19 protein-coding genes are annotated in these 20,126 nt (G+C 72.8%); 10 read left to right on the top strand and 9 right to left on the bottom strand.

The window, feature by feature from the left end; all coding sequences use genetic code 11:
* Positions 1 to 2: 2 nt before the first annotated feature.
* The 3 genes from IAI59_RS17215 to IAI59_RS17205 are packed head-to-tail and all read left to right on the top strand — an operon-like array spanning position 3 to position 2,316.
* The gene (locus tag IAI59_RS17215) at positions 3 to 392 is read left to right on the top strand and encodes a response regulator (protein ID WP_207414887.1); all 390 of its coding nucleotides are present in this window, start codon (positions 3 to 5) and stop codon (positions 390 to 392) included.
* Positions 389 to 1,495, top strand: coding sequence for a chemotaxis-specific protein-glutamate methyltransferase CheB (cheB, locus tag IAI59_RS17210; RefSeq protein WP_237180344.1), 1,107 nt, complete (start codon positions 389 to 391; stop codon positions 1,493 to 1,495). The genes IAI59_RS17215 and cheB overlap by 4 nt, the downstream gene beginning before the upstream one ends.
* Entirely contained in the window at positions 1,492 to 2,316 is an 825-nt protein-coding gene (locus IAI59_RS17205) for a CheR family methyltransferase (protein WP_207414888.1), read from the top strand. The genes cheB and IAI59_RS17205 overlap by 4 nt, the downstream gene beginning before the upstream one ends.
* A 109-nt stretch (positions 2,317 to 2,425) precedes the next feature.
* Here IAI59_RS17205 and ctrA read toward each other — a convergent pair whose 3' ends face one another.
* The 4 genes from ctrA to IAI59_RS23140 form a co-directional block, all read right to left on the bottom strand.
* Positions 2,426 to 3,175 carry a response regulator transcription factor CtrA gene (gene ctrA, locus IAI59_RS17200; RefSeq protein WP_207414889.1) on the bottom strand — a complete coding sequence of 250 codons (750 nt, stop codon included), beginning with the start codon at positions 3,173 to 3,175 and terminating at the stop codon, positions 2,426 to 2,428.
* A 328-nt stretch (positions 3,176 to 3,503) separates the two neighbouring features.
* Entirely contained in the window at positions 3,504 to 4,676 is a 1,173-nt protein-coding gene (locus IAI59_RS17195; RefSeq protein ID WP_207414890.1) for an acetyl-CoA C-acetyltransferase, read from the bottom strand.
* 76 nt (positions 4,677 to 4,752) lie between these two features.
* Positions 4,753 to 5,751, bottom strand: coding sequence for an alpha/beta fold hydrolase (locus IAI59_RS17190; protein ID WP_237180394.1), 999 nt, complete (start codon positions 5,749 to 5,751; stop codon positions 4,753 to 4,755).
* 49 nt (positions 5,752 to 5,800) lie between these two features.
* Positions 5,801 to 6,343 (bottom strand): hypothetical protein, encoded by a 543-nt coding sequence (locus IAI59_RS23140; RefSeq protein WP_237180345.1) that lies wholly within the window; start codon positions 6,341 to 6,343, stop codon positions 5,801 to 5,803.
* 137 nt (positions 6,344 to 6,480) lie between these two features.
* Between IAI59_RS23140 and phaR the strand changes: the two genes are divergently transcribed.
* The 3 genes from phaR (at position 6,481) to IAI59_RS17175 (ending at position 9,020) form a co-directional block, all read left to right on the top strand.
* The gene (gene phaR, locus IAI59_RS17185) at positions 6,481 to 7,074 is read left to right on the top strand and encodes a polyhydroxyalkanoate synthesis repressor PhaR (protein WP_207414892.1); all 594 of its coding nucleotides are present in this window, start codon (positions 6,481 to 6,483) and stop codon (positions 7,072 to 7,074) included.
* Positions 7,075 to 7,239: 165 nt separating this feature from the next.
* On the top strand, positions 7,240 to 7,731 hold the full coding sequence (locus IAI59_RS23135) for a helix-turn-helix domain-containing protein (protein WP_207414893.1): 492 nt from the start codon (positions 7,240 to 7,242) through the stop codon (positions 7,729 to 7,731).
* An 80-nt stretch (positions 7,732 to 7,811) separates the two neighbouring features.
* Positions 7,812 to 9,020, top strand: coding sequence for a TRAP transporter substrate-binding protein (locus IAI59_RS17175; RefSeq protein ID WP_207414894.1), 1,209 nt, complete (start codon positions 7,812 to 7,814; stop codon positions 9,018 to 9,020).
* On the opposite strand, the gene IAI59_RS17170 is transcribed toward IAI59_RS17175, so the two are convergent.
* A complete protein-coding gene (locus tag IAI59_RS17170) occupies positions 8,903 to 10,345 on the bottom strand; it encodes an amidase family protein (RefSeq protein ID WP_207414895.1) in 1,443 nt (480 codons plus the stop codon). The genes IAI59_RS17175 and IAI59_RS17170 overlap by 118 nt on opposite strands.
* 67 nt (positions 10,346 to 10,412) lie before the next feature.
* Positions 10,413 to 10,955: a TlpA family protein disulfide reductase gene (locus IAI59_RS17165; protein ID WP_237181155.1), complete on the bottom strand. Its 543-nt coding sequence runs from the start codon at positions 10,953 to 10,955 to the stop codon at positions 10,413 to 10,415.
* A gap of 15 nt (positions 10,956 to 10,970) precedes the next feature.
* Here IAI59_RS17165 and argH point away from each other — a divergent pair, with 15 nt between their 5' ends.
* Positions 10,971 to 12,389, top strand: coding sequence for an argininosuccinate lyase (gene argH / locus IAI59_RS17160; RefSeq protein WP_207414896.1), 1,419 nt, complete (start codon positions 10,971 to 10,973; stop codon positions 12,387 to 12,389).
* Positions 12,386 to 12,517: a hypothetical protein gene (locus tag IAI59_RS23380; RefSeq protein WP_272874598.1), complete on the top strand. Its 132-nt coding sequence runs from the start codon at positions 12,386 to 12,388 to the stop codon at positions 12,515 to 12,517. The genes argH and IAI59_RS23380 overlap by 4 nt, the downstream gene beginning before the upstream one ends.
* On the opposite strand, the gene IAI59_RS17155 is transcribed toward IAI59_RS23380, so the two are convergent.
* A complete protein-coding gene (locus tag IAI59_RS17155; RefSeq protein WP_207414897.1) occupies positions 12,502 to 13,017 on the bottom strand; it encodes a 2'-5' RNA ligase family protein in 516 nt (171 codons plus the stop codon). The two genes, IAI59_RS23380 and IAI59_RS17155, sit on opposite strands and share 16 nt — an antisense overlap.
* Positions 13,018 to 13,073: 56 nt before the next feature.
* Here IAI59_RS17155 and lysA point away from each other — a divergent pair, with 56 nt between their 5' ends.
* The gene (gene lysA, locus IAI59_RS17150; RefSeq protein WP_207414898.1) at positions 13,074 to 14,417 is read left to right on the top strand and encodes a diaminopimelate decarboxylase; all 1,344 of its coding nucleotides are present in this window, start codon (positions 13,074 to 13,076) and stop codon (positions 14,415 to 14,417) included.
* On the top strand, positions 14,414 to 16,978 hold the full coding sequence (locus tag IAI59_RS17145; protein ID WP_207414899.1) for a TIGR02302 family protein: 2,565 nt from the start codon (positions 14,414 to 14,416) through the stop codon (positions 16,976 to 16,978). Before lysA ends, IAI59_RS17145 begins: the two co-directional genes overlap by 4 nt.
* A gap of 128 nt (positions 16,979 to 17,106) precedes the next feature.
* Here the strand turns inward: IAI59_RS17145 and mdoH are convergent, their stop codons facing one another.
* Both mdoH and IAI59_RS17135 read right to left on the bottom strand, forming a co-directional pair.
* Positions 17,107 to 18,747 carry a glucans biosynthesis glucosyltransferase MdoH gene (gene mdoH, locus IAI59_RS17140; RefSeq protein ID WP_207414900.1) on the bottom strand — a complete coding sequence of 547 codons (1,641 nt, stop codon included), beginning with the start codon at positions 18,745 to 18,747 and terminating at the stop codon, positions 17,107 to 17,109.
* A 272-nt stretch (positions 18,748 to 19,019) separates the two neighbouring features.
* The gene (locus IAI59_RS17135) at positions 19,020 to 20,126 is read right to left on the bottom strand and encodes a malate/lactate/ureidoglycolate dehydrogenase (RefSeq protein WP_207414901.1); all 1,107 of its coding nucleotides are present in this window, start codon (positions 20,124 to 20,126) and stop codon (positions 19,020 to 19,022) included.

Raw genomic sequence — 20,126 nt, 5'->3', positions numbered from 1 at the left:
CGATGACCGCGATCGAATGCCTGGTGGTCGATGACAGCCGCGTGGTGCGCAAGGCCGCGCGCCGCATCCTGGAGCGGCACGGCTGCAACGTGCGCGAGGCGGCGGACGGCGCGCTGGCGCTGGAAGCCTGCCGCGAGGCGCTGCCGCGCCTGGTGCTGCTGGACTGGAACATGCCCGTGATGAACGGGCTGGAATTCCTCAAGGCGGCGCGGGCCGAGTTCGGGCCGGCGGAGCCGCTGATCATGCTCTGCACGACGGAAAGCGAGTTCGAGCGGATCGTGATGGCGCTGGAGGCCGGCGCGCAGGAATACATCATGAAGCCGTTCGACGACGCCATCCTGACCGGCAAGCTGGTGCAGTTGGGGCTGGTGCCGGAAGAATCGGACGCATGACCGCGGGCTCCGTGCGCGTGATGCTGTGTGACGACAGCCCGACCGCGCGCACCGCCATGGGCCGGGTGCTGGAGGCCGACCCGCAGGTGCGGGTGGTGGCCCGCGCCGGCGATGGCCGGCAGGCGCTGGAGATGCTCGGCGCGCTGCCGGCGGCCGAGCGGCCTGACGTGATGCTGCTGGACCTCGAGATGCCGGTGATGGACGGCATGACGGTGCTGCCGCTGCTGCTGAAGGCGCAGCCGCGGCTGGCCGTGATCGTGGCCAGCGCCCTGACGCAGAAGGGCGCCGAGGCCAGCATGGCGGCGATGCGCGCGGGGGCGGCTGATTACCTGCCCAAGCCCACCGCCGCCGGCGGCGGCGTGCGCGACCCGGGGTTCCAGGCGGAGCTGCTGGCCAAGGTGAAGGGCTGGGCACGGATGCGTGCGCCGGCCGCGCCCGCGCCCGCGCCGTTCCGCATCGCGCCACGCCCGGTGGCGGCGGCGGCGCCCGGGCTGGCGCCGCGCCCCGGCATGGTGCCGCGGCCGAAGGTGATCGCGGTCGGCTCCTCCACCGGCGGGCCGCAGGCGCTGGCCGCCTTTGTGCGCGCCCTGGGGGTGCCGCCGGTGCCGGTGGTGATGGTGCAGCACATGCCGGCGGGCTTCACGGCCATGCTGGCGGACCACCTGTCCCGGCTGGGCGGCGCGCCGGCGGCCGAGGCGCAGGAGGGCGAGACGCTGAAGCCCGGCCGCATCTACCTGGCGCCGGGGGACCGGCACCTGCTGATCGAGGCCAGCGGCGGCGCGCTGGTGGCGCGCCTGACCTCCGGCCCGCCGGAGAATTTCTGCCGCCCCGCGGTGGACCCGATGCTGCGCAGCCTGGTGGCCGCCTGCGAGGGCCGCATCACCGCCGTGATCCTGACCGGCATGGGCTCGGATGGGATGCTGGGCTGCAAGGCGGTGGCGGCGGCGGGCGGCACGGTGCTGGCGCAGGACGAGGCTTCCAGCGTCGTCTGGGGCATGCCGGGCGCGGTGGCCAAGGCCGGGCTGGCGCAACTGCTACTGCCGCCGGACCAGCTGGCGGAACGGGTGATGGCGCAATTCAAGGCAATGGGAGGGGCGGCATGAATGCCGAGGGGTTTGCCGCGATCGCGGCGCTGATCAAGGCGCGGTCGGGCATCGTGCTGACGCCGGACAAGGAATACATGCTGGAAACCCGGCTGGCCGGGCTGCTGAAGCAGCACGCCATCCCCAGCCTGGACGCGCTGGCGCTGAAGCTGCGCGACCCGCGCGCCGAAGTGCTGGCCAAGGCGGTGACGGAGGCGCTGACCACCAACGAGAGCAGCTTCTTTCGCGATGGCAAGCCGTTCGACCACCTTAAGCGCCTCTTGCCCCGGCTGCTGGCGGCGCGCCCGCCGGGGCACCGGCTGCGCATCTGGTCGGCCGCCTGCTCCACCGGGCAGGAAGCCTATTCGGTGGCGATGGTCCTGCAGGAGATGGGCATCCGCGGCGCCGAGATCCTGGGCACCGACCTGTCGGCCGAGGTGGTGGGGCGCGCGCGGGACGGGCTGTACACGCAGTTCGAGGTGCAGCGCGGCCTGCCGGTGCAGATGCTGGTGAAGCATTTCCGCCAGGAAGCCGGCAAGTGGAGGGTGCAGCCGGCGCTGCGCGAGATGGCGCGGTTCGAGGAGCGCAACCTGCTGGGCGACCACCGGCCTCTGGGGCGGTTCGACGTGGTGTTCTGCCGCAACGTGCTGATCTATTTCGACCCGCAAACCAAGGGGCGGGTGCTCAACGCGCTCGCGGCGCAGATGGCGCCGGATGGCGTGATGTATCTGGGCGGCGCGGAAACGGTGCTGGGACTGACCGACCGGCTGATGGCGGTGCCCGGCGAGCGCGGTGCCTATGGGTTGACGGCCGCCGTGGCGCCGGTGCGGCTGGCCGGCTGACGCCCGGGCCGGAGGGGAAGCGGCCCGGGGCAGCGCGGAAACGACGACGTGCCGCGGGCCGGCCCGGATTCCCCGGGCCAGCCCGCGGCCATGCCGCCGCGCGGCGGTGTCAGGCCACCGCGTGCAGCGCCACGGTGCTGGCCGCCGGCACCGGCAGCTCCGGCAGGGCGAAGCGGCTGGCCAGGGTGTTCGGGTCGCGCAGCACGTAGCCGCGGCCCCACACGGTGCCGATCAGCTCGCCGGCGCCGGCCTGGGCCAGCTTCTTGCGCAGCTTGCAGATGAAGACGTCGATGATCTTGGCTTCCGGCTCGTCGATGCCGCCGTAGAGGTGGTTCAGGAACACCTCCTTGGTCAGCACCAGCCCCTTGCGCAGGGTCAGCAGCTCCAGGATGGCGTATTCCTTGCCGGTCAGGTGCACGTCGCGCCCGTCGATCCGCACTTCGCGGGAGCCGAGGTTCAGCGTCAGCGGGCCGACCGTCAGCGTCGGCTGGCTGAAGCCCTTGGCGCGGCGGACGATGGCCTGGATGCGCGCCAGCAGCTCCTGCTGGTCGAAGGGCTTGGTGATGAAGTCGTCGGCGCCCATGCCGAAGCCCTTCACCTTGGCCTGCGGCCGGGACAGGCCGGACAAGATCAGCACCGGCGTCTCCACCCGGTTGCCACGCAGGCGGCGGACCACCTCGTAGCCCTCCATGTCCGGCAGCATCAGGTCCAGGATGACGATGTCGTAGTCATACAGGGCGGCGAGTTCGAGCGCTTCCTCGCCGGTGGTGGCGACGTCGACCATCATGGACGCGGCCTTGAGCATCATGGTGACCCCGCGGGCGGTGGTCAGATCGTCTTCAACCAGAAGTGTGCGCATTTCGCTGTTCCCCTCAACCAGTGATTGTATTGATACCACCATGAGGCGAACTGCAAAGATGTTTTTCATCTTTGAGACGTTTTAAGAAAGAGACAATTCGCGGAAAAGTGAGGAACCTTACCGGCGAGGTAGCAAAGTCAAAGGGTTAATGAGCCTAATCCCGAAAGGAAAAATGCGCGCTCTGCTTGAGGGGGCGATGGCGTTCCGGAGATGCTGCGCGAATCTGAGGACAATCCCGTGGCATGGGACACGACGGCGCCGTGCGGGCATGAAAAAGGCCGGGCAGCGCAAGCTGCCCGGCCCCGTCTGGCTCAACCGCTGCGTGTGTTCAGCGCTCGACGCACAGCGCCACGCCCATGCCGCCACCGATGCACAGCGTGGCCAGCCCCTTCTTGGCGCCGCGGCGCTGCATCTCGTGCAGCAGCGTGGCCAGGACCCGCGCGCCCGAGGCGCCGATCGGATGGCCGAGCGCGATGGCGCCGCCGTTGACGTTCACGATGGACGGGTCCCAGCCCATGTCCTTGTTCACCGCGCAGGCCTGTGCCGCGAAGGCCTCGTTGGCCTCGATCAGGTCCAGGTCGCCGATCGTCCAGCCCGCCTTCTGCAGCGCCTTGCGGCTGGCCGGGATGGGGCCGGTGCCCATGATGGAGGGGTCCACCCCCGCCGTGGCCCAGGACACGATGCGCGCCAGGGGCGTGACGCCGCGCCGCGCCGCCTCGGCGCCGCTCATCACCACCGCCGCCGCGGCGCCGTCGTTGATGCCGCTGGCATTGCCCGCCGTCACGGTGCCGGTCTTGCTGAAGGCGGGGCGCAGCTTGCTCAGCGTGTCCAGGCTGGTGTCGGGGCGCGGGTACTCGTCGGCCGACACCACCGTGTCGCCCTTGCGGCCCTTCACGGTCACGGGCGCGATCTCGTCGCGGAAGCGCCCGGCGGCCTGCGCCTCGCCGGCCTTGCGCTGGGAGTTATAGGCGAACTCGTCCTGCTGCTCGCGCGTCAGCTGGAACTTCTCGGCCACGTTCTCGGCAGTGTTGCCCATGTGGTAGCCGTTGAAGGCGTCCCACAGCCCGTCGCGGATCATGGTGTCGATAAAGGCCATGTCGCCCATCTTGTGGCCGGCGCGCAGGTTGGCGCAGTGCGGCGCCTGGGTCATGCTTTCCTGACCGCCGGCCACCACCACGCGGGCGTCGCCGGTGGCGATCTGCTGCGCCGCCAGCGCCACCGCCCGCAGGCCGGAGCCGCACAGCTGGTTGATGCCGAAGGCGGTGCGCTCCACCGGAATGCCGGCCAGGATGGCGGCCTGGCGGGCCGGGTTCTGCCCGGCGCCGGCGGTCAGCACCTGGCCGAGGATGACCTCGTCCACCTCCTCGGCCGAGACCTTGGCGCGGGACAAGGCCGCCTCGATGGCGACGGCGCCCAGGGCGTGGGCGGACACGTTGCTGAAGGCGCCGTTGAAGGCGCCCACGGGCGTGCGGGCGGCGGAAGCGATGACGATGTCGTCCATGGCCGGGAATTCCTCTGCATCTTGGCGGCCCGCATTGGCTGCGGCTGCCAGGGAATATCGCTCCGCACCGCGCGGGCTACAACCCGACCGCGCCGCCGCCGCGTGCCGGCACCCCGGCCGCCCAGTCCAGCAGCGGCCGCCACAGCGCGGCTTGCGCGCCGCTGCCCGCCGCCATGCCGATATGGCCCGCCGGCACGTCCAGCACCGTCTTTTCCGGCAAGGCGGCGGCCAGGGCGCGCGCGCTGTCCGGCGGCACGATCCGGTCGCCGCGCGGAATGGCGACCAGCGTCGGCCCGGCCCACAGCGCCGGGTTCACGGCGGCGCCCGCCACGTGCCACTGGCCGCGCGCCGGCTCGTTGCGGGCATACCAGCCGCCCAGGCATTCCCGCGCCACGGGGGCGGCCAGCGGCACGCCGTCATTCAGCCAGTCCTCCAGCGCCACGAACAGCTCGGCGCGGGCGGAAGCGGGGTCCAGCCGCCCGAAGGCGCGGAACTTGCGGGCGATGGCAAAGGGGTCGATGCCCGCGAACAGCGTTTGCAGCAGGTCCACCGGGATGGTGCCGCTCGGCGCCATCAGCGGCTCCAGCGCCGGCAGCAGGGCGGCGGCCTGGCGTGCCGCCTGGCCGCCATCGGCGTGGAAGTCCCACGGCGTGGCCAGCAGGGCCAGACCGCGCACCCGGTCCGGCCGCCGCTGCGCCGCGGCCAGCGCCAGCAGCCCGCCCATGCAATAGCCCGCCAGCAGCAGCGCCCCCAGCCCGGACAAGGCGGCCATGGCGCGTTCCAGGCGGCCGGCAATATAGTCGGTGAGGGAAAAGCCGCGCTCGGTTCCGCCCGGCCAGCCCCAGTCCAGCAACAGCACGCGCAGCCCGGATCCGGCCAGAAAGCGCAGCATGGAATGGCCGGGCGCCAGGTCCAGCACCCAGGCACGGTTGATCAGCGACGGCACCACCAGCAGGGGCGGGCCATCGCCGCCGTAATCCAGCAGGCGGCTGCCGCCTTCCTGCCACAGCACGGGCGGTTCCGGCATGTCGCGGCGCCAGGGATGGCGGCGATAGGCGGCGATGCCGGTTACCATACCGGCGTCGTCGCGCGCCAGCCGGCTCAGCACGGCGGCGCGAAAGCGCTCAGGCGGGTGGCGGCCGGCGGCCAGCGCGGCGGCGATCCGCGCCGCTTCCGCCTGGGCCGGCTTCGAGCGTGGCCAGCCGGCGCTCCAGTTCGTCCAGCCGCTGCCGGAGGGCGGGATCGCCGCCATCGCCGCCATGCCGCGCGCCATCGCCAGCCCCAGGTGCAGCGGCAGCGGGCGCGGGCCCCGGCGGGGGGGCGGCGGCGGGCTCATGCGCGGCGGCCGGCGGCCAGGGGGGCGTCGGAGGGGAAGCGGGGGCAGGGGGCGGCATGGACCAAGGCGGCATGGCAAACGGCGCCGCCGCCCAGCTTTGCGGCCACGGGGGCATGCCGGGCCAGCCCGGCGGCTGCGGCCAGCCGGCGGCCAGGGGCGGGCGCAGGGCGCCCTGCGCCGCGGCGGTCCAGGCGGACAGCAGGGCCGACCAGCCTTCCGCGGTTTCGCGGTCGGCCGCCAGGGCCATCAGCTCGCTTTGCCACAGCGCGATCCAATCCTCCGCCAGCTTGTCCAGATCCGCGGCGCCTGTGTTGTCCGTGGGCCGATCCATGCGCTTCCTTTCGGGCGGCCGTCCGCCGATGTCCAGCGCGCCGTGGGCGCCACAGTTGCTTCGCAGCGCATCAACGCGCGTGCTAGCGTATCGAAACATGCGCGAAGCGGCGCGACATCCAGGGCGGAACACAGCACATGGCCGAACAGGCGAAGCAGCGCGAAGGCGGCAACCAGGCTCTGCCATCGGTGGTCATCAAGAAATACGCCAACCGCCGGCTCTACAACACCGAGGCATCCTCCTACGTCACGCTGGAGGACCTGGCCGGCATGGTGCGCGCCGGGCGGGACTTCGCGGTGTACGATGCCAAGACGGGCGACGAGATCACCCGCGCGGTGTTGACGCAGATCATCGTGGAAGAGGAAAGCAAAGGGCAGAACCTGCTGCCCATCCCGTTTCTGCGCCAGCTGATCGGCCTGTACGGCGACAGCGTGCAGTCGCTGGTGCCGCGCTACCTGGAGGTCGCCATGGGCTCCTTCGCCCGGCAGCAGGAGCAGATGCGCCAGTCCATGGAGCAGGCGATGGGCGGCTTCAACCCGTTCGGCAACCTGGAAGAGGTCAGCAAGCAGAACATGGCGATGATGGAGCGCGCCATGACCCTGTTCAGCCCCTTCACCCCACGCAAGGAGGGTGCCCCGCGCGAGGCGGAGGAGATGGAGCGGCTGCGCGCCGAGCTGGCCGCGACTCAGGAGCAGCTGGCGCGCCTGCGGCAGGGCACCAAGGCCGAATAAAAGTGCCCGGCGCCGGCGGCCGGTGGGCCCGCCGGCGCCGGGTGTAAAGCTCGCCGACGGATTGGCGGCGAATAAGCCGATTTCGCGCTTTCCCTCACGGATTGTTCACATTTTACGCGTATCCTGAACCGCTACGCCGTTGCCGCGACGCTCTATCTTAGTCGGATGCACGACATCGAACTGAAGCGCGCCCAGGATGCGACGGCCCCGGATAGCGAGCCGGCCGATCCTGCCCCGCTGCCTGAGCCCGGGGCCGCCGCCGAGGTGGACGACCGCCCTAACGCCCGCGCGCGCAACGCCGACCGCCATGTCGGGGCACGCATCCGCGAGCGGCGGCTGATGCTCGGCCTGTCGCAGCAGCAGCTGGCGACCATGATCGGCGTCACCTACCAGCAGGCGCACAAGTACGAGCGCGGGCTGAACCGCATCTCGGCCGGGCGGCTGTTCGAGATCGGGCTGGTGCTGGGCGTGCCGGTGGCCTGGTTCTTTGAGGGGTTGGAGCACGAGGCGCAGGTGCCGGCACTCGGCCACCGCCAGCGCATGTGCCTGGAGCTCGCGCGGAACTTCGTGCTGATCGACAACGAGAAGCACCAGGAAGCGCTCAGCCAGATGGCGCGCGCGCTGGCGGCGCAATCGCAGGGCCAGCCGCTGGACTGAGCCGCAACGAAAGGTTGCGTTCTTTCAGTTGAATGCAATCTGACATTGTCGTGAACATTCGGGGCGCGTAACCTGCGCCCGTGCAAACCGCGTCGCATCCGATTCCCCTGCTGCGGGCCGTCATCGGCGCCCTGCTCCTGTGGCTGGCCGTTGGCGGCGTGGCCCGGGCGGAGCCTGGCACGGGCGGGCCGCCGCTGCGGCTGTCCGTGGTGGGCAGCCTGGGCGGGGTGCGGCTTTACGAGCAGTTCGAGGTGCCGTTCTGGCGCGACCAGTTGGCCCGGCTGTCCAACGGCGCCGTGCAGGCCGACATCGTGCCCTTCGACAGCAGCGGCATCCGCGGCCAGGACATGCTGCATCTGATGCGGCTGGGCGTGGTGCCCTTCGGCACGGTGCTGCTCGGCCTCGCCGCCAATGACGAGCCGGAACTGGGCGCGCCCAACCTCGCCATGCTGGCGCCCGACATCGGCACGCTGCGCCGCATGGTGCAGGCCTACCGGCCGCACCTGGCTTCCGTGCTGCGCGAGCGCTACGGGGTGGAGCTGCTGGCGGTCTACGCCTACCCGGCGCAGGTTCTGTTCTGCACCACGCCGCTGCCCGGCCTGGAAGCGCTGCGGGGGCGCCGCGTGCGCGTGTCCCAGCTCAGCCAGGCCGACATGGTGGAGGCGCTGGGCGGGCAGGCGCTGCGCACCCCTTATGCCAGGATGCGGGAGGAGATCGCCGACGGGCGGTCCGATTGCGCCATCACCGGCTCTTCCACCGGCAACCAGCTGGGGCTGCACCGCGTGACCCGCCAGGTGCACGGCATGCCGATCAACTGGGGCTTGTCCGTGTTCGCCGCCAATGCCCAGGCCTGGGACGCGCTGCCGGACGGCCTGAAGCCGGCGCTGCGGCGCGGGCTGGCCGGGCTGGAGCAGGACATCTGGAGCGCCGCCGCGCGCGACACCGAGGACGGCTTTCTGTGCAACACCGGGCATGACGGCTGCCGCAACGGCACGCCGGGCAGCCTGCGCTGGGAAGCACCGGGCGCCGCCGACGAGACGGTGCGCCGCCGCCTGCTGACCGAGACGGTGGTGCCCGGCTGGATCGCCCGCTGCGGCGAGGAATGCCGCGAAGCCTGGAACGCCTATCTGGCGCCCATGACCCGCATCTTCATCCCTTCCGCCGAGCTGGATCAGTCCCGCGCCGGCCCGCCGGGCGCCGTGCTGGTGGGCACCGGGTCGCAGGCGGTGACGGGCATGCTGCCGGCCTCGATGATGGCGCCGGCGTCCAGCAGCATGTCCTCGCGGTAGCGGCCGGCGATCAGCTGCACGCCGACCGGCGCGGCACCCAGCGGCCCGGCGACGCTGCCGGTGGCGACGGACAACCCGGGCAGGCCCATCAGTGGCAGCCCCACCTGGGTCAGCTGCGCCTCCATCACCCGGCGGAAGGCCTCGGGGGACGCGACGTCCAGCAGGTCGGGGAACGGCAGCTCGGCGCAGACGGGCAGCAGCAGCACCGGGTAGCGCTGCAGGAACATCTGCCATTGCCGGGTGAAGCCGGCGCGCTTCTGCAACGCGTCCTGGAAGCCGTGGAAGCTGACCTCCGGGCACAGCGCCTCCATCTGCGCGAAGACGATGTTGGCGTCCGGGTCGTTTTCCCGGGCCAGCGCGGCATTGCCGTGGCGGCGGTTCTCGGCCAGCCACAGCATGGCCTGCAGCGCGGCGGGCTCGCGCAAGGGCGGGCAGGGGGTTTCCACGATGCTCCAGCCCGCGTCCTGCAGCCGGGCGGCGGCGTCGCGCAGGGCCTTCTCCACCTCGGGCGCCGTGTTCAGCCCTTCCGGCCGCACGCACAGCGCGGCGCGGCGCGGCAACGGCGGCAGGTCCAGCGGCACGGGGGCCCACCAGGGGTCGCGCAGGTCCTCGGCCATCATGGCCAGCAGGCCCAGGCGGATGTCGGCCACGGACCGCGCCAGAGGCCCGGACACGGCCATCAGCTGCGCGCCGATGGCGCGCTCGGCGCCCGACGGGTTCCAGGCCGGCACGCGGCCCAGCGTTGGCCGCAGCCCGTGGATGCCGCAGGCATAGGCCGGAAAGCGGATGGAGCCGCCGATATCCGTGCCGTGCCCGATGGCGCCGATCCCGGCCGCCGTGGCCGCCGCCGCGCCGCCGGAGGAGCCGCCGGGCGTCAGCGCCGGGTTGCGCGGGTTCAGCGTGTGGCCGTGCAGCCCGTTGCGGGTGAACCAGCGCAGCGAAAAGGCAGGGGTGTTGGTGCGTCCGATCACCACGGCGCCGGCGCGCCTGAGGTTGGCCACCACGGGGTTGTCCGCCTCCGCCACCTGCTCCGCCTGGATGCGCAGGCCGTTGGTGGTGGCGAAGCCCTGCTGGTCCACGTTCACCTTGATCGTGACCGGCACGCCGGCCAGCGGCCCGGGGTCCTCGCCGCGCGCCAGCGCCGCGTCCACCGCGCCCGCCGCGGCCAGCGCCTGTTCCGGCATCTCCTGCACCACCGCGTTGATGGCGGGGTTGACGGCGGCCAGGCGGTTCAGCGCCGATCTCGCGACCTCGCGGGCAGAAACCTCGCGGGCGCGGATGCGGGCGGTGGTTTCGGTCGCGGACAGGCGCCAAAGGTCGGTCATGCGGCGGGCTCCGGTGGTTGCGCCGCGAGTGTCGGCGAGGGCGGGCGATCCGTCGAGGGGGCGGGGGTCAGCCCCGGGCCAGCGCCTGCAGTTGCCCCAGCATGGCGGGCGAGTCCCATTCCGCGTCGCCTTCCAGCCGCGCCACCTCCTGCCCCTGGCGGTCGATCACCAGGGTGGTCGGCAGGCCGCGCGCCCCCACGGCGCGGGCGGCGGCGCCGCGCGGGTCCAGCCAGATCTTCAGGTGCTTCAGCCCGGTGCGCTCAAAGAACGGCGTCACCTGCGCCGCGCCGCCACGGTCGGAGGACAGCGGCAGGACGGCCCAGTTCTCGTCCCCCAGCGCCTGCTGCGCGCGGTCCAGCGCCGGCATTTCCTTGACGCAGGGGGCGCACCAGGTGGCCCAAAGGTTGACCAGCAGCATGCGGCCGGGAAAGGCGCCGAGGTCGTAGGGCTTGCCGTCCGCATCGGTGAAGGACAGCGGCGGCACGGGCTTCGGCGCGGCGGGGGAAAGGCCGCCGGCCGCCGCCATCCCTTGCCGCGCCGCGAGCAGCGTGGTTAGGGTCCCCCCAGCGGCCAGCATCGAGAGAAGCGGGCGGCGTCCGATCGGCAACACGAGGCACATCCTTCCTTGTCCACACAGCAGCCCCCGTCCCTTCAAAGCCGGAGCCAGGGCAACCAGCAGTGGGGCGGCCGCTACAGCGGCGGTCCCTCCGCGATCATGGAGGCCATCAATGCCTCCATCGGCTTCGACCGCAAGATGTGGCGGCAGGACATCCGCGGCAGCCTGGCCCACGCCGCCATGCTGCGGCATGTGGGGATCATCGGCGCCGATGACGAGGCCGCGATCCGCGAGGGCCTGGCCGCCATCGGCGCCGAGATCGAGGATGGCTCCTTTCCCTTCAGCGAGGCGCTGGAGGACATCCACATGAACATCGAGGCGCGGCTGACCGAGCGGATCGGTGAGGCCGGCAAGCGCCTGCACACCGCGCGCTCGCGCAACGACCAGGTGGCGCTGGACGTGCGCCTGTGGGTGCGCGACGCCATCGACGGCCTGGACGCGCAGCTCGCCGACGTGATGCAGGCGATGGTGGAGCGCGCCGACGAGCACGCCGCCACCGTGATGCCGGGCTTCACCCACCTGCAGCCGGCCCAGCCCACGACGCTCGGCCACCACCTGCTGGCTTACGTCGAGATGCTGGGGCGCGACCGCTCGCGCCTCGGCGACTGCCGGGCGCGGATGAACCAGTCGCCGCTGGGCGCCGCGGCGCTGTGCGGCTCGGGCTTTCCGATCGATCGGCACATGACCGCCGCCGCGCTGGGCTTCGACCAGCCCATGCGCAACAGCCTGGATGCCGTGGCGTCGCGCGACTTCGCCATGGAGTTCCTGTCGGTGCTGGCCATCTGCGGCACCCACCTGTCGCGGCTGGCGGAGGAGTTCGTCCTCTGGACCAACCCGTATTTCGGCTTTGTCGCGCTGTCGGACGCCTTCACCACCGGCTCCTCCATCATGCCGCAAAAGCGCAACCCGGACGCGGCCGAGCTGGTGCGCGCCAAGGTGGGCCGCGTGGCCGGCGCGCTGGTCGGCATGCTGACCGTGATGAAGGGCCTGCCGCTGGCCTACGGCAAGGACATGCAGGAAGACAAGGAAGGCATCTTCGACGCGGCTGAGACCATGGCGCTGTGCCTGGCGGCCACCGCCGGCATGGTGCGCGACATGAAGCCCGACGCGGCGCGGCTGCGCGAGGCGGCGGGCGCGGGCTTTTCCACTGCCACTGACCTCGCCGACTGGCTGGTGCGGGAGCTGCGGATGCCGTTCCGCGACGCGCACCACGTCACGGGCCGGCTGGTGGCCAAGGCGGAGGGCCGGGGCGTCGACCTGTCCGGCCTGTCGCTGGAGGAGATGCAGCTGGAAGAGCCGCGCATCCACAACGGCGTGTTCCAGGTGCTGAGCGTGGAGGCTTCGGTGGCGTCGCGCACCTCCTACGGTGGCACGGCACCGGTCAACGTGCGGCGGATGGCGGCGGAATGGCGGGAGCGGCTGGCATGATGGTTCGCGGCATCCTCACCCTGATGGCGGCGGCGCTGCTGCTGGCCGCCTGCGGCCGCGCCGGCCCGGTGCGCCCGCCCGGGCCGCCGTCCGAGATCACCTACCCGCGCTCCTACCCCTCCACCTGAAAGGGGAATGCCCCGGCGGGCTCCCACGGCCCGCCGCGGTAGCGCCACAGCAGCAGCGCCTCGCCCTGGCCGTCCCAGGGCAGGAAGCCGGCCCGCAGCTCCTCCAGCAGCGCGCGGGCGACGGCGGGGTCGACCTTGTTCTGCACCGTCACGTGCGGGCGGAAGCCCTGCCGGTCCTGCGCGCGCAGCACGCCATGAAAGGCCGAGGCCAGCAGCCCCCGCAGCCGCGACAGCTCCGGGCTTTCCACCTCGAAGGCGACGCCCCGCCCCAGGCTGCGCAGCCCGGCAAAGCGCAGCGGCGGCGGCGGGCTGCCGGCGGCCAGCGTCGCCAGGCTGGCGGCGATCTCGGCTTCCATGGCGCCGGGCAGGGCGTGGAACAGCGTCAGATGCGCGTCCAGGTGGTTGCGGGCGGCGGGGAAATGCGCCTGCCGCAGCCGGTTCAACCGGCTGAAGGAGGCGGCGTCCAGGCCGAGGGACAGGATCAGGGGGGCGTCGTCCATGTTTCCCCTATGCCACCGGCCTTCCATCCCGCCCAGGCTGCCCGCTAGAAAGCCTGATGGCCACCGCCCTTTCCCTGGCGCCTTCCAGCGCCGACCCGACCTTCGCCGAGCTGCTGGCCGCGCGCCCCTCGCTGTCCATGCACGCCCATGACGGGCTGCTGTTCGAGGATGTGCCGCTGGCACGCGTCGCGGCCGAGCACGGCACGCCCACCTGGGTGTATTCCGCCGGCACGCTGCGCCGCCGCTTCCGTGCCCTGCGCGCGGCGCTGGACGGCGCGGGCCTGCGCGCCGGCATCCACTACGCCGCCAAGGCCAATGACAGCCAGGCGGTGCTGCGCGTGCTGCGGGGCGAGGGCGCGGGGGCCGACATCGTCAGCGCCGGCGAGCTGCGCGCCACCATGGCCGCGGGCATCCCGGCGGCCGAGACGGTGTTCTCCGGCGTCGGCAAGACGGCCGACGAGATCCGCTTCGCGCTCGGCCACGGCATCTACCAGCTCAATGCCGAAAGCGCGGAGGAGATCGCCATGATCTCCGCCGCCGCCGTGGCGCTGGGCGTGCGGGCGCCGGTGTCCCTGCGGGTGAACCCGGACGTGGATGCCCGCACCCATGCCAAGATCACCACCGGCAAGGCGGACAACAAGTTCGGCATTCCGTTCGAGGACGCGGCCGCGCTGTATGCCCATATGGCGGCGCTGCCCGGCATCCGGCCGATCGGCATCGCCACCCACATCGGCAGCCAGATCACCGACGGCATGAGCGCCTTTCGCGCCGCCTACGCCCGCTTGGCCGAGCTGGTGGGCGCGCTGCGCGAGCAGGGCCTGCCGGTGGAGCGGATCGACTGCGGCGGCGGCCTCGGCATCCCCTACCGGGACGAGCCGGCGCCGACGCCGGAAGCGCTGGCCGGCGCCATCAAGGCGACGCTGGGGCATCTCGGCCTGCCGGTGATGCTGGAGCCGGGGCGCTGGCTGGTCGGCCCCGCCGGCGTGCTGCTGGCGTCCGTGGTTCTGCAGAAGCAGGGCGCTGCGCGGCGCTTCCTGGTGCTGGACGCGGCCATGAACGACCTGATCCGCCCCGCCATGTACGAGGCGTGGCACGGCATCCTGCCTGTCTCCCCCGTCGCGCATGTGGCGCCGCTTTCCCCGGCCGACGTGGTGGGGCCGGTCTGCGAATCGGGCGACACCTTCGCCAAGGGCCGCGCCCTGCCGATTCTGTCGCCCGGGGAATGCGTCGCGTTCCTGGACGCGGGTGCCTATGGTGCGGTGATGAGCAGCACCTACAACGCCCGCCCCCTGGCGGCCGAGGTGATGGTGGACGGGCACCGCTGCGCCGTGATCCGCCCGCGCCAGACCCATGAGGACCTTTTGGCGCACCAGCGCCTGCCGGAGTGGCTGACCGCATGACCGATCCATCGCGCGACCCGCTGTCCCGCCGTCTCGCACGCGGGCGGCGGCTCGCGCGATGGGCCTTGCTGTGGGAAGCCGCCTGGCCGCGCCTGTGGCCGGTGCTGGGCGTGGCCGGGCTGTTTCTGGCCTGTGCGCTGGCGGGGCTGTTTCTGCTGCTGCCGGGCTGGCTGCACCTCCTGCTGCTCGCCGGCTTCGCGGCGGCGCTGGGCTGGGCGGTGTGGCGGGGCCTGCGGGGCTTCGTGCCGCCCGGCGCCGCCGCCGCCGACCGCCGGCTGGAAGCCGCCACCGGCCTGCGCCACCGCCCGCTGGCCACCCTGACCGACACCCCCGCCACCACCGACCCCGCCGCGCTGGCCTTGTGGCAGGCGCACCGCCAGCGCGCAGGCGTTGCCCTGTCCCGCCTGCGGGTCGGCTCGCCGCGCCCCGGGCTGGCGGCGCTGGACCGCCGCGCCCTGCGCCTCGGCCTTTTGGTGGCGCTGACCGCCGCCTTCGGCATGGCGGGGAGCGAGGCGCCGGAACGGCTGCGCCGCGCGCTCAGCCCGGGCTTTGGCGCGCCCGCCGCCACGCCCGCGCTGCGGCTGGAAGCCTGGATCTCGCCGCCCGCCTATACCGGCGCCGCCCCGGTGTTCCTGCCCCCCGCCGGGGGCGCCGCCACCGTGCCGGCCGGCAGCCGGTTGCAGGTCGCGTTCTCGGGCGGCCGCGGCGGCGTGCCAGAGCTGCGGCTGGGCGAGGCCGCCACGCCCTTCAAGGCGCTGGACGGCAGCAGCTTCACCGCCGAGGCGGTGCTGGACGCCGGCACCGCCGTGTCCGTGCACCGCGACGGGCAGGAGGTCGCGCGCTGGACGTTGGCCACCCAGGCCGACGCCGCCCCCACCGTCGCCTTTGCCGAGCCGCCCGCGCCGGCGCAGCGCGGCCTGGCCATCCGCCTGCCATGGCGGGCCGAGGACGACTGGGGCATCGCCCGCGTGCAGGCGGAGATCCGCCTGGGCGCCCGGCCGGACGCCGCGCCCATCCTGCTGGAGCTGCCGCTGCCGGGCGGCAATGCCCGCGCGCCGCGTGGCGTGGCGCAGCCGGACCTTTCGGCGCATCCCTGGGCCGGGCTGCCGGTGCGCGTCCGGCTGCTGGCGCAGGACACCGCCGGGCAGCGGGGCCAGTCCGACAGCGCCGAGCTGGTGCTGCCGGAACGCAGCTTCACCCACCCCGTGGCGCGGGAGCTGGCGGGGCTGCGCAAGTCGCTGTCGCTGGACCCGCTGGCCCGCCCCGCCGTGGCGCGCGACCTGGACCGGCTGGCCATGCGCCCGGATGCCTTTGAGAATGACCTGACCACCTTTCTGGCGCTGCGCTCCGCCCGCTTCCGCCTGACCTTCGACCAGCAGCCCGAGGCGGTGCCCGCGACGCAGGAGCTGATGTGGCAAACCGCCATCGCGCTGGAGGAAGGCCGCGCCGGCCGCACCGCCCGCGCCCTGGCCGAAGCCCGCCAGGCGCTGCGCGAGGCGCTGGCCGAGGCCGAGCGCACGCCCCCCGACGCCGCGCAGCGCCAGGAGCTGGAACGCCGCGTGGAAGCGCTGCGCGAGGCCGTGCGCCAGCACCTGGAAGCCCTGGCCGAGCAGCTGCAGCGCGAGAACGGCGAAACCATGCCCCAGGACCCCCAGGCGCGCATGATGGACCCGCAGGAGCTGCAGCGCCGCACGCAGGAGATGCAGGACGCCGCCCGCGAAGGCCGCACCGACGACCTGCAGCGCGAACTGGCGGAGCTGGAGCAGATGCTGGACGCCCTGCAGAACGGCCAAATGGCGCGGCGCGAAGGCGGCAGCGAGCAAAGCCGCCGCCGGCAGCAGCAGCGCCAGCAGGGCCAGCAGCAGATGGGCGCCATCCAGGACATGGTGCGGCGGGAAGGCGAGATGCTGGACCGCAGCGGCCAGCGTGGCCAGTCGGCGGAGCAGCAGCGCCAGGAGCAGCGGCGCCAGCGCCAGCCGCAGGCCTCGCCGGACGCCGCGGCGCGGCAGGCCGAGGCGCAGCGCGATGCCCGCCAGCAGCGCGCCCTGCGCCGCGCCCTGGGCGAGCTGATGCAACAGTTCGGCGACCTGACCGGCGAGGTGCCGGAAGCGCTGGGCCGCGCCGACCAGGCGATGCGCGAGGCGCAGGAAGCGCTCGGCCAGGGCGGCGATGCCTCGCCGCACCAGCAGCAGGCGATCCGCGAGCTGCAGGAAGGCGCGCAGCAGATGGCGCAGTCCATGCAGCAGCAGTTCGGCGAAGGCCAGCAGGAAGGCGAGGGCCAGGGCCAGGGGCAAGGGCAGGCGAACGGCGACGGGCGCGAGCCCGGCAACCAGCGCAACGCCGGGCAGGCGCGGGGCCAGAACGAGGGCCGCGACCCGCTGGGCCGCCCGTCCCGCACCGAGCCCAATTCCAACGACCCCGGCAGCGACACCGTGGTGCCCGGCGAGGCCGAGGCGCTGCGCACCCGCCAGTTGCAGGAGGAACTGAGGCGGCGCGGCGGCGAGCGGGAGCGGCCGCCGGGCGAGCTGGATTACATCGACCGCCTGTTGAAGACGTTTTGAAGGTCAGGGGAATGAATTCCCCTGAAACCCCTTCTTCTTTTTGTCTGTCTGGTTGCGCGGCCCCAACCCGCCAGAGCGCCACGACGCCAGGGCCTGGAATCAGAAAGAAGATGGGGGTCTGGGGGCATTCATTCTCCCAGCCTGAGTTCCTCCGGGGTCGCGCAGATCCGCCGCTGCCGCAGCCAGTCCGACAAACCCGGTGATGCGGTGGCGACGCAAAAGGGGATGGCCAGCAGCAGCGGCAGCAGGAACGGCATGCCCCAGACCCAGGCGGGTGGTGGCAGGATGGCGAAGCCCGCCGCGCCCACCAGGGTTTGCGGCCACAGCAGGCGGGCGGCGTCGCGCCAGGCCACGCCCCGGGCGGCGCGGTTCTGCGGGGCCCAGCCGGGGCCGGCGCCAAAGGGCAGGGCGAGCAGGAACAGGCCCTTGCTGGCGATATTCACCGGCTCGAACAGGGTGGTGAAGGCGATCTCGGCGGCCGCGCCGCGCAGCAGGGCGGCGCGGCCGCCGAGGCGGGCGGCCATGGTAGGGCGGGCCAGGGCCTCGGCGTAGCCGCACAGCTTGGGGGCGTGAAAGCTCAGCCAGGTGGCGGCCAGCAGCGCGAACAGGGCACCGGGGGGCGTGGTGGCGCCGCCGCCGGTGGCGGCATTGCCGATGGCCGCGGCCAGCAGCACCAGCCACAGCGGCGCGGTGAGGAACAGCAGGATGGCCTGGGCCAGCTGCCAGCGGCCCATGGGGCGCAGCCAGGGCAAGGCCAGCAGCCGCCAGTATTGCATGTTGCCGGCGCCCCAGCGGCGGTCGCGCACCAGGAATTCCGGCATGGCGGGGGGGCTGGCTTCCAGCGATCCCTCGTCGTCCGCCACGCAGCGCACCGCCCATCCGGCGGCGTGCAGGCGCACGGCCTCCACCTGGTCGTGGCTCAGCAGGCGGCTGCCGCCGGGCAGGTCGTCAAGCCGCGCGTGCTGGCGAAAGGGGGCGATGCGGACCAGCGCGTTGTGCCCCCAGTAGGGGCCTTCGTCGCCTTGCCACCAGTCCTGGCCGGTGGCCCAGCTGCGCATGCCGGCGCGCATGCCGAACTGGAACAGGCGGGGAAAGGCGGCTTCGGCCGGGCGGCCGGCGATCAGCTGCTGCAACAGGCCGAGCTGCGGCTCGGCTTCCATGCGCGCCACCAGGCGCAGCACGGCGGCGGCGGACATCTCGGAATCCGCGTCCAGGCACAGCATGAAGTCGTGGTGGCCGGCGTGGTGGTCCAGGAACTCCATGACATTGCCGGCCTTGAAGCCAGTGTTGCTTGCGCGGCGGCGGTAGCGGACGGGGATGGGGCTCTGGAAGGCCTCGATGGCGGTCTGCTCGGCGGCGGCGCGGGCCGGGTCCTGGGTGTCGGACAGGAACCACAGGGTGAAGCGCCGCGCCTCGCCGGCGTCGTGCAAGCCGTGCAGCAGCGGCCGCAGCGGGGCGAGCACGGCCTCCATCTCCTCGTTGCGGATGCAGACCGCGATGGCTGTGCGGCCGGTGCCGGTGCCGGCGGGGGGAGGCGCGGGGGCGGCGCGGAACCGCAGCGCCAGCCCGACCAGCGCATTGCCGCCGGAGATGGCCGACCACGGCACCGTGCCGGCATAGGCCAGCAGGATGGCGACCTCCCACCCCGTCCAGCCGCCGGGGGCCAGCACGCGCCACAGCAGCGCCAGCAGGCCAAGGCTGATCAGGAGGCACAGCGCCAGGAACAGCCGGCGCCGCCGCGCCACGGCAGGGGGTGTCGCGACGCGCATGGCAGGCACTCCGGCTGGGTCTTCGCTGGGGGGACGTAGCAGGTTGAGAGGGGCGCTGCCCCTCTCAAACTCTCCCCGCCAGGGGATTGAATCCCCTGGACCCCCATTTGTCGGTGGAGTACCCGAAAGATGCAGGGGATATTTAAAGTATTGTTTTATTAGGGGAAACGTTTCTGGAGCCAGAGTGCCGACAGATGGGGGTGCAGGGGACTCAGTCCCCTGCCGGGGGAGTTTGAGGGGGCAGCGCCTCCTCAAGGGCCACAGGCCCCCCGCTACACCGCCGGCACCGCCACCCCAAGGGTGGTCGCGGTACGCCGCAGGTCCTCCCAGATATCCGCCGGCAGGCTAATGCCGTCGCGCGTGCGGGCGGCGCGGTAGGCGGCCTCGACGTCGCCGGGCAGCTTGACGGGGGTGCCGGGCTCGACCGGGCGGGCGGCCTGCACCCAGTCCACGTATTCGCGGCCCAGGCGCTGGAACTCGGCCTCCGTGCCGAAATGCGCGGGCGACAGGTAGATGGAGAGCAGGCCGTTGGAGATGCAGCCGCGCGTCAGCGTCGGCCCGGCGCAGCCGCCGGCGGTGAAGGCGCCGGCCAGCAGCTCGCACATCAGGGCGAGGCCGGAGCCCTTGTGGTCACCGAAGGCGCGGATGGCGCCGGCGCCCGCACCCGGGATGCGCGGGCCGACCTGGGGGTAGTCGCCGTACAGGGTGTGCGGGTCGCCGGACAGGGTGCCGTCCGGCTCGATCAGCGCATCGGGCGGCAAGGGCTTGCCGCCGTTGCTGGCCACCAGCACCTTGCCTTCCGCGACGGCGGAGGTGGCGAAGTCCAGCACCACCGGCCGGTCGGTCAGCGGCACGCCGATGGCGATGGGCGCGGTGGAAAAGCGCCGTTCCGTGCCGCCGAAGGGCGCGACCAGCACCGAGCCCGCGACGTTGACGAAGTGGATGGACAGGATGCCCTGGGCGATCGCCTGCTCGGCATAGGTGCCGATGCGGCCGCAATGGCCGGTCTGGCGCAGCGCCACGATGGCGGCGCCGTTCTGCCGGGCGCGCTCGATGCCCATGGCCACCGCCTGCTTGGTGACGTGCTGGCCGAAGCCGAGCTGGCCGTCCAGCAGCAGAAAGCTGCCGCCGTCGCTCACCACCTGCGGCTTGCGGCCGGCATGCAGGTTGCCGGCCTTGTGCCAGTCCACGTAGCGCGGCACCCGCACCACGCCATGGCTGTCGTGCCCCGCGAGGTTGGAGGCGACCAGGTGGCTGGCGATGTCGTCGGCCTCCGTCTCGTCGCAGCCGATGGCCTGGAAGATGCCGCGGATCATCGCTTCCAGCGCCGTGGGGGCCAGCGTGACGGCGGGTTGGGTGGCGGCGGGGACGTGGTCCAT

The sequence above is a fragment of the Roseomonas haemaphysalidis genome, from assembly GCF_017355405.1.
GTDB classification, from domain to species: Bacteria; Pseudomonadota; Alphaproteobacteria; order Acetobacterales; family Acetobacteraceae; genus Pseudoroseomonas; species Pseudoroseomonas haemaphysalidis.
The sequence above is the reverse complement of the archived record's forward strand: the minus strand, read 5'-3'. Positions and strand labels throughout refer to the sequence as shown.

Excerpts from the sequence above, each read along its gene's own strand:
- IAI59_RS17215 (WP_207414887.1), top strand. The coding sequence starts at position 3 with ATGACCGCGATCGAATGCCTGGTGGTCGATGACAGCCGCGTGGTGCGC.
- cheB (WP_237180344.1), top strand. The coding sequence starts at position 389 with ATGACCGCGGGCTCCGTGCGCGTGATGCTGTGTGACGACAGCCCGACC.
- IAI59_RS17205 (WP_207414888.1), top strand. The coding sequence starts at position 1,492 with ATGAATGCCGAGGGGTTTGCCGCGATCGCGGCGCTGATCAAGGCGCGG.
- ctrA (WP_207414889.1), bottom strand. The coding sequence starts at position 3,175 with ATGCGCACACTTCTGGTTGAAGACGATCTGACCACCGCCCGCGGGGTC.
- IAI59_RS17195 (WP_207414890.1), bottom strand. The coding sequence starts at position 4,676 with ATGGACGACATCGTCATCGCTTCCGCCGCCCGCACGCCCGTGGGCGCC.
- IAI59_RS17190 (WP_237180394.1), bottom strand. The coding sequence starts at position 5,751 with ATGGTAACCGGCATCGCCGCCTATCGCCGCCATCCCTGGCGCCGCGAC.
- IAI59_RS23140 (WP_237180345.1), bottom strand. The coding sequence starts at position 6,343 with ATGGATCGGCCCACGGACAACACAGGCGCCGCGGATCTGGACAAGCTG.
- phaR (WP_207414892.1), top strand. The coding sequence starts at position 6,481 with ATGGCCGAACAGGCGAAGCAGCGCGAAGGCGGCAACCAGGCTCTGCCA.
- IAI59_RS23135 (WP_207414893.1), top strand. The coding sequence starts at position 7,240 with ATGCACGACATCGAACTGAAGCGCGCCCAGGATGCGACGGCCCCGGAT.
- IAI59_RS17170 (WP_207414895.1), bottom strand. The coding sequence starts at position 10,345 with ATGACCGACCTTTGGCGCCTGTCCGCGACCGAAACCACCGCCCGCATC.
- IAI59_RS23380 (WP_272874598.1), top strand. The coding sequence starts at position 12,386 with ATGATGGTTCGCGGCATCCTCACCCTGATGGCGGCGGCGCTGCTGCTG.
- IAI59_RS17155 (WP_207414897.1), bottom strand. The coding sequence starts at position 13,017 with ATGGACGACGCCCCCCTGATCCTGTCCCTCGGCCTGGACGCCGCCTCC.
- lysA (WP_207414898.1), top strand. The coding sequence starts at position 13,074 with ATGGCCACCGCCCTTTCCCTGGCGCCTTCCAGCGCCGACCCGACCTTC.
- IAI59_RS17145 (WP_207414899.1), top strand. The coding sequence starts at position 14,414 with ATGACCGATCCATCGCGCGACCCGCTGTCCCGCCGTCTCGCACGCGGG.
- mdoH (WP_207414900.1), bottom strand. The coding sequence starts at position 18,747 with ATGCGCGTCGCGACACCCCCTGCCGTGGCGCGGCGGCGCCGGCTGTTC.
- IAI59_RS17135 (WP_207414901.1), bottom strand. The coding sequence starts at position 20,126 with ATGGACCACGTCCCCGCCGCCACCCAACCCGCCGTCACGCTGGCCCCC.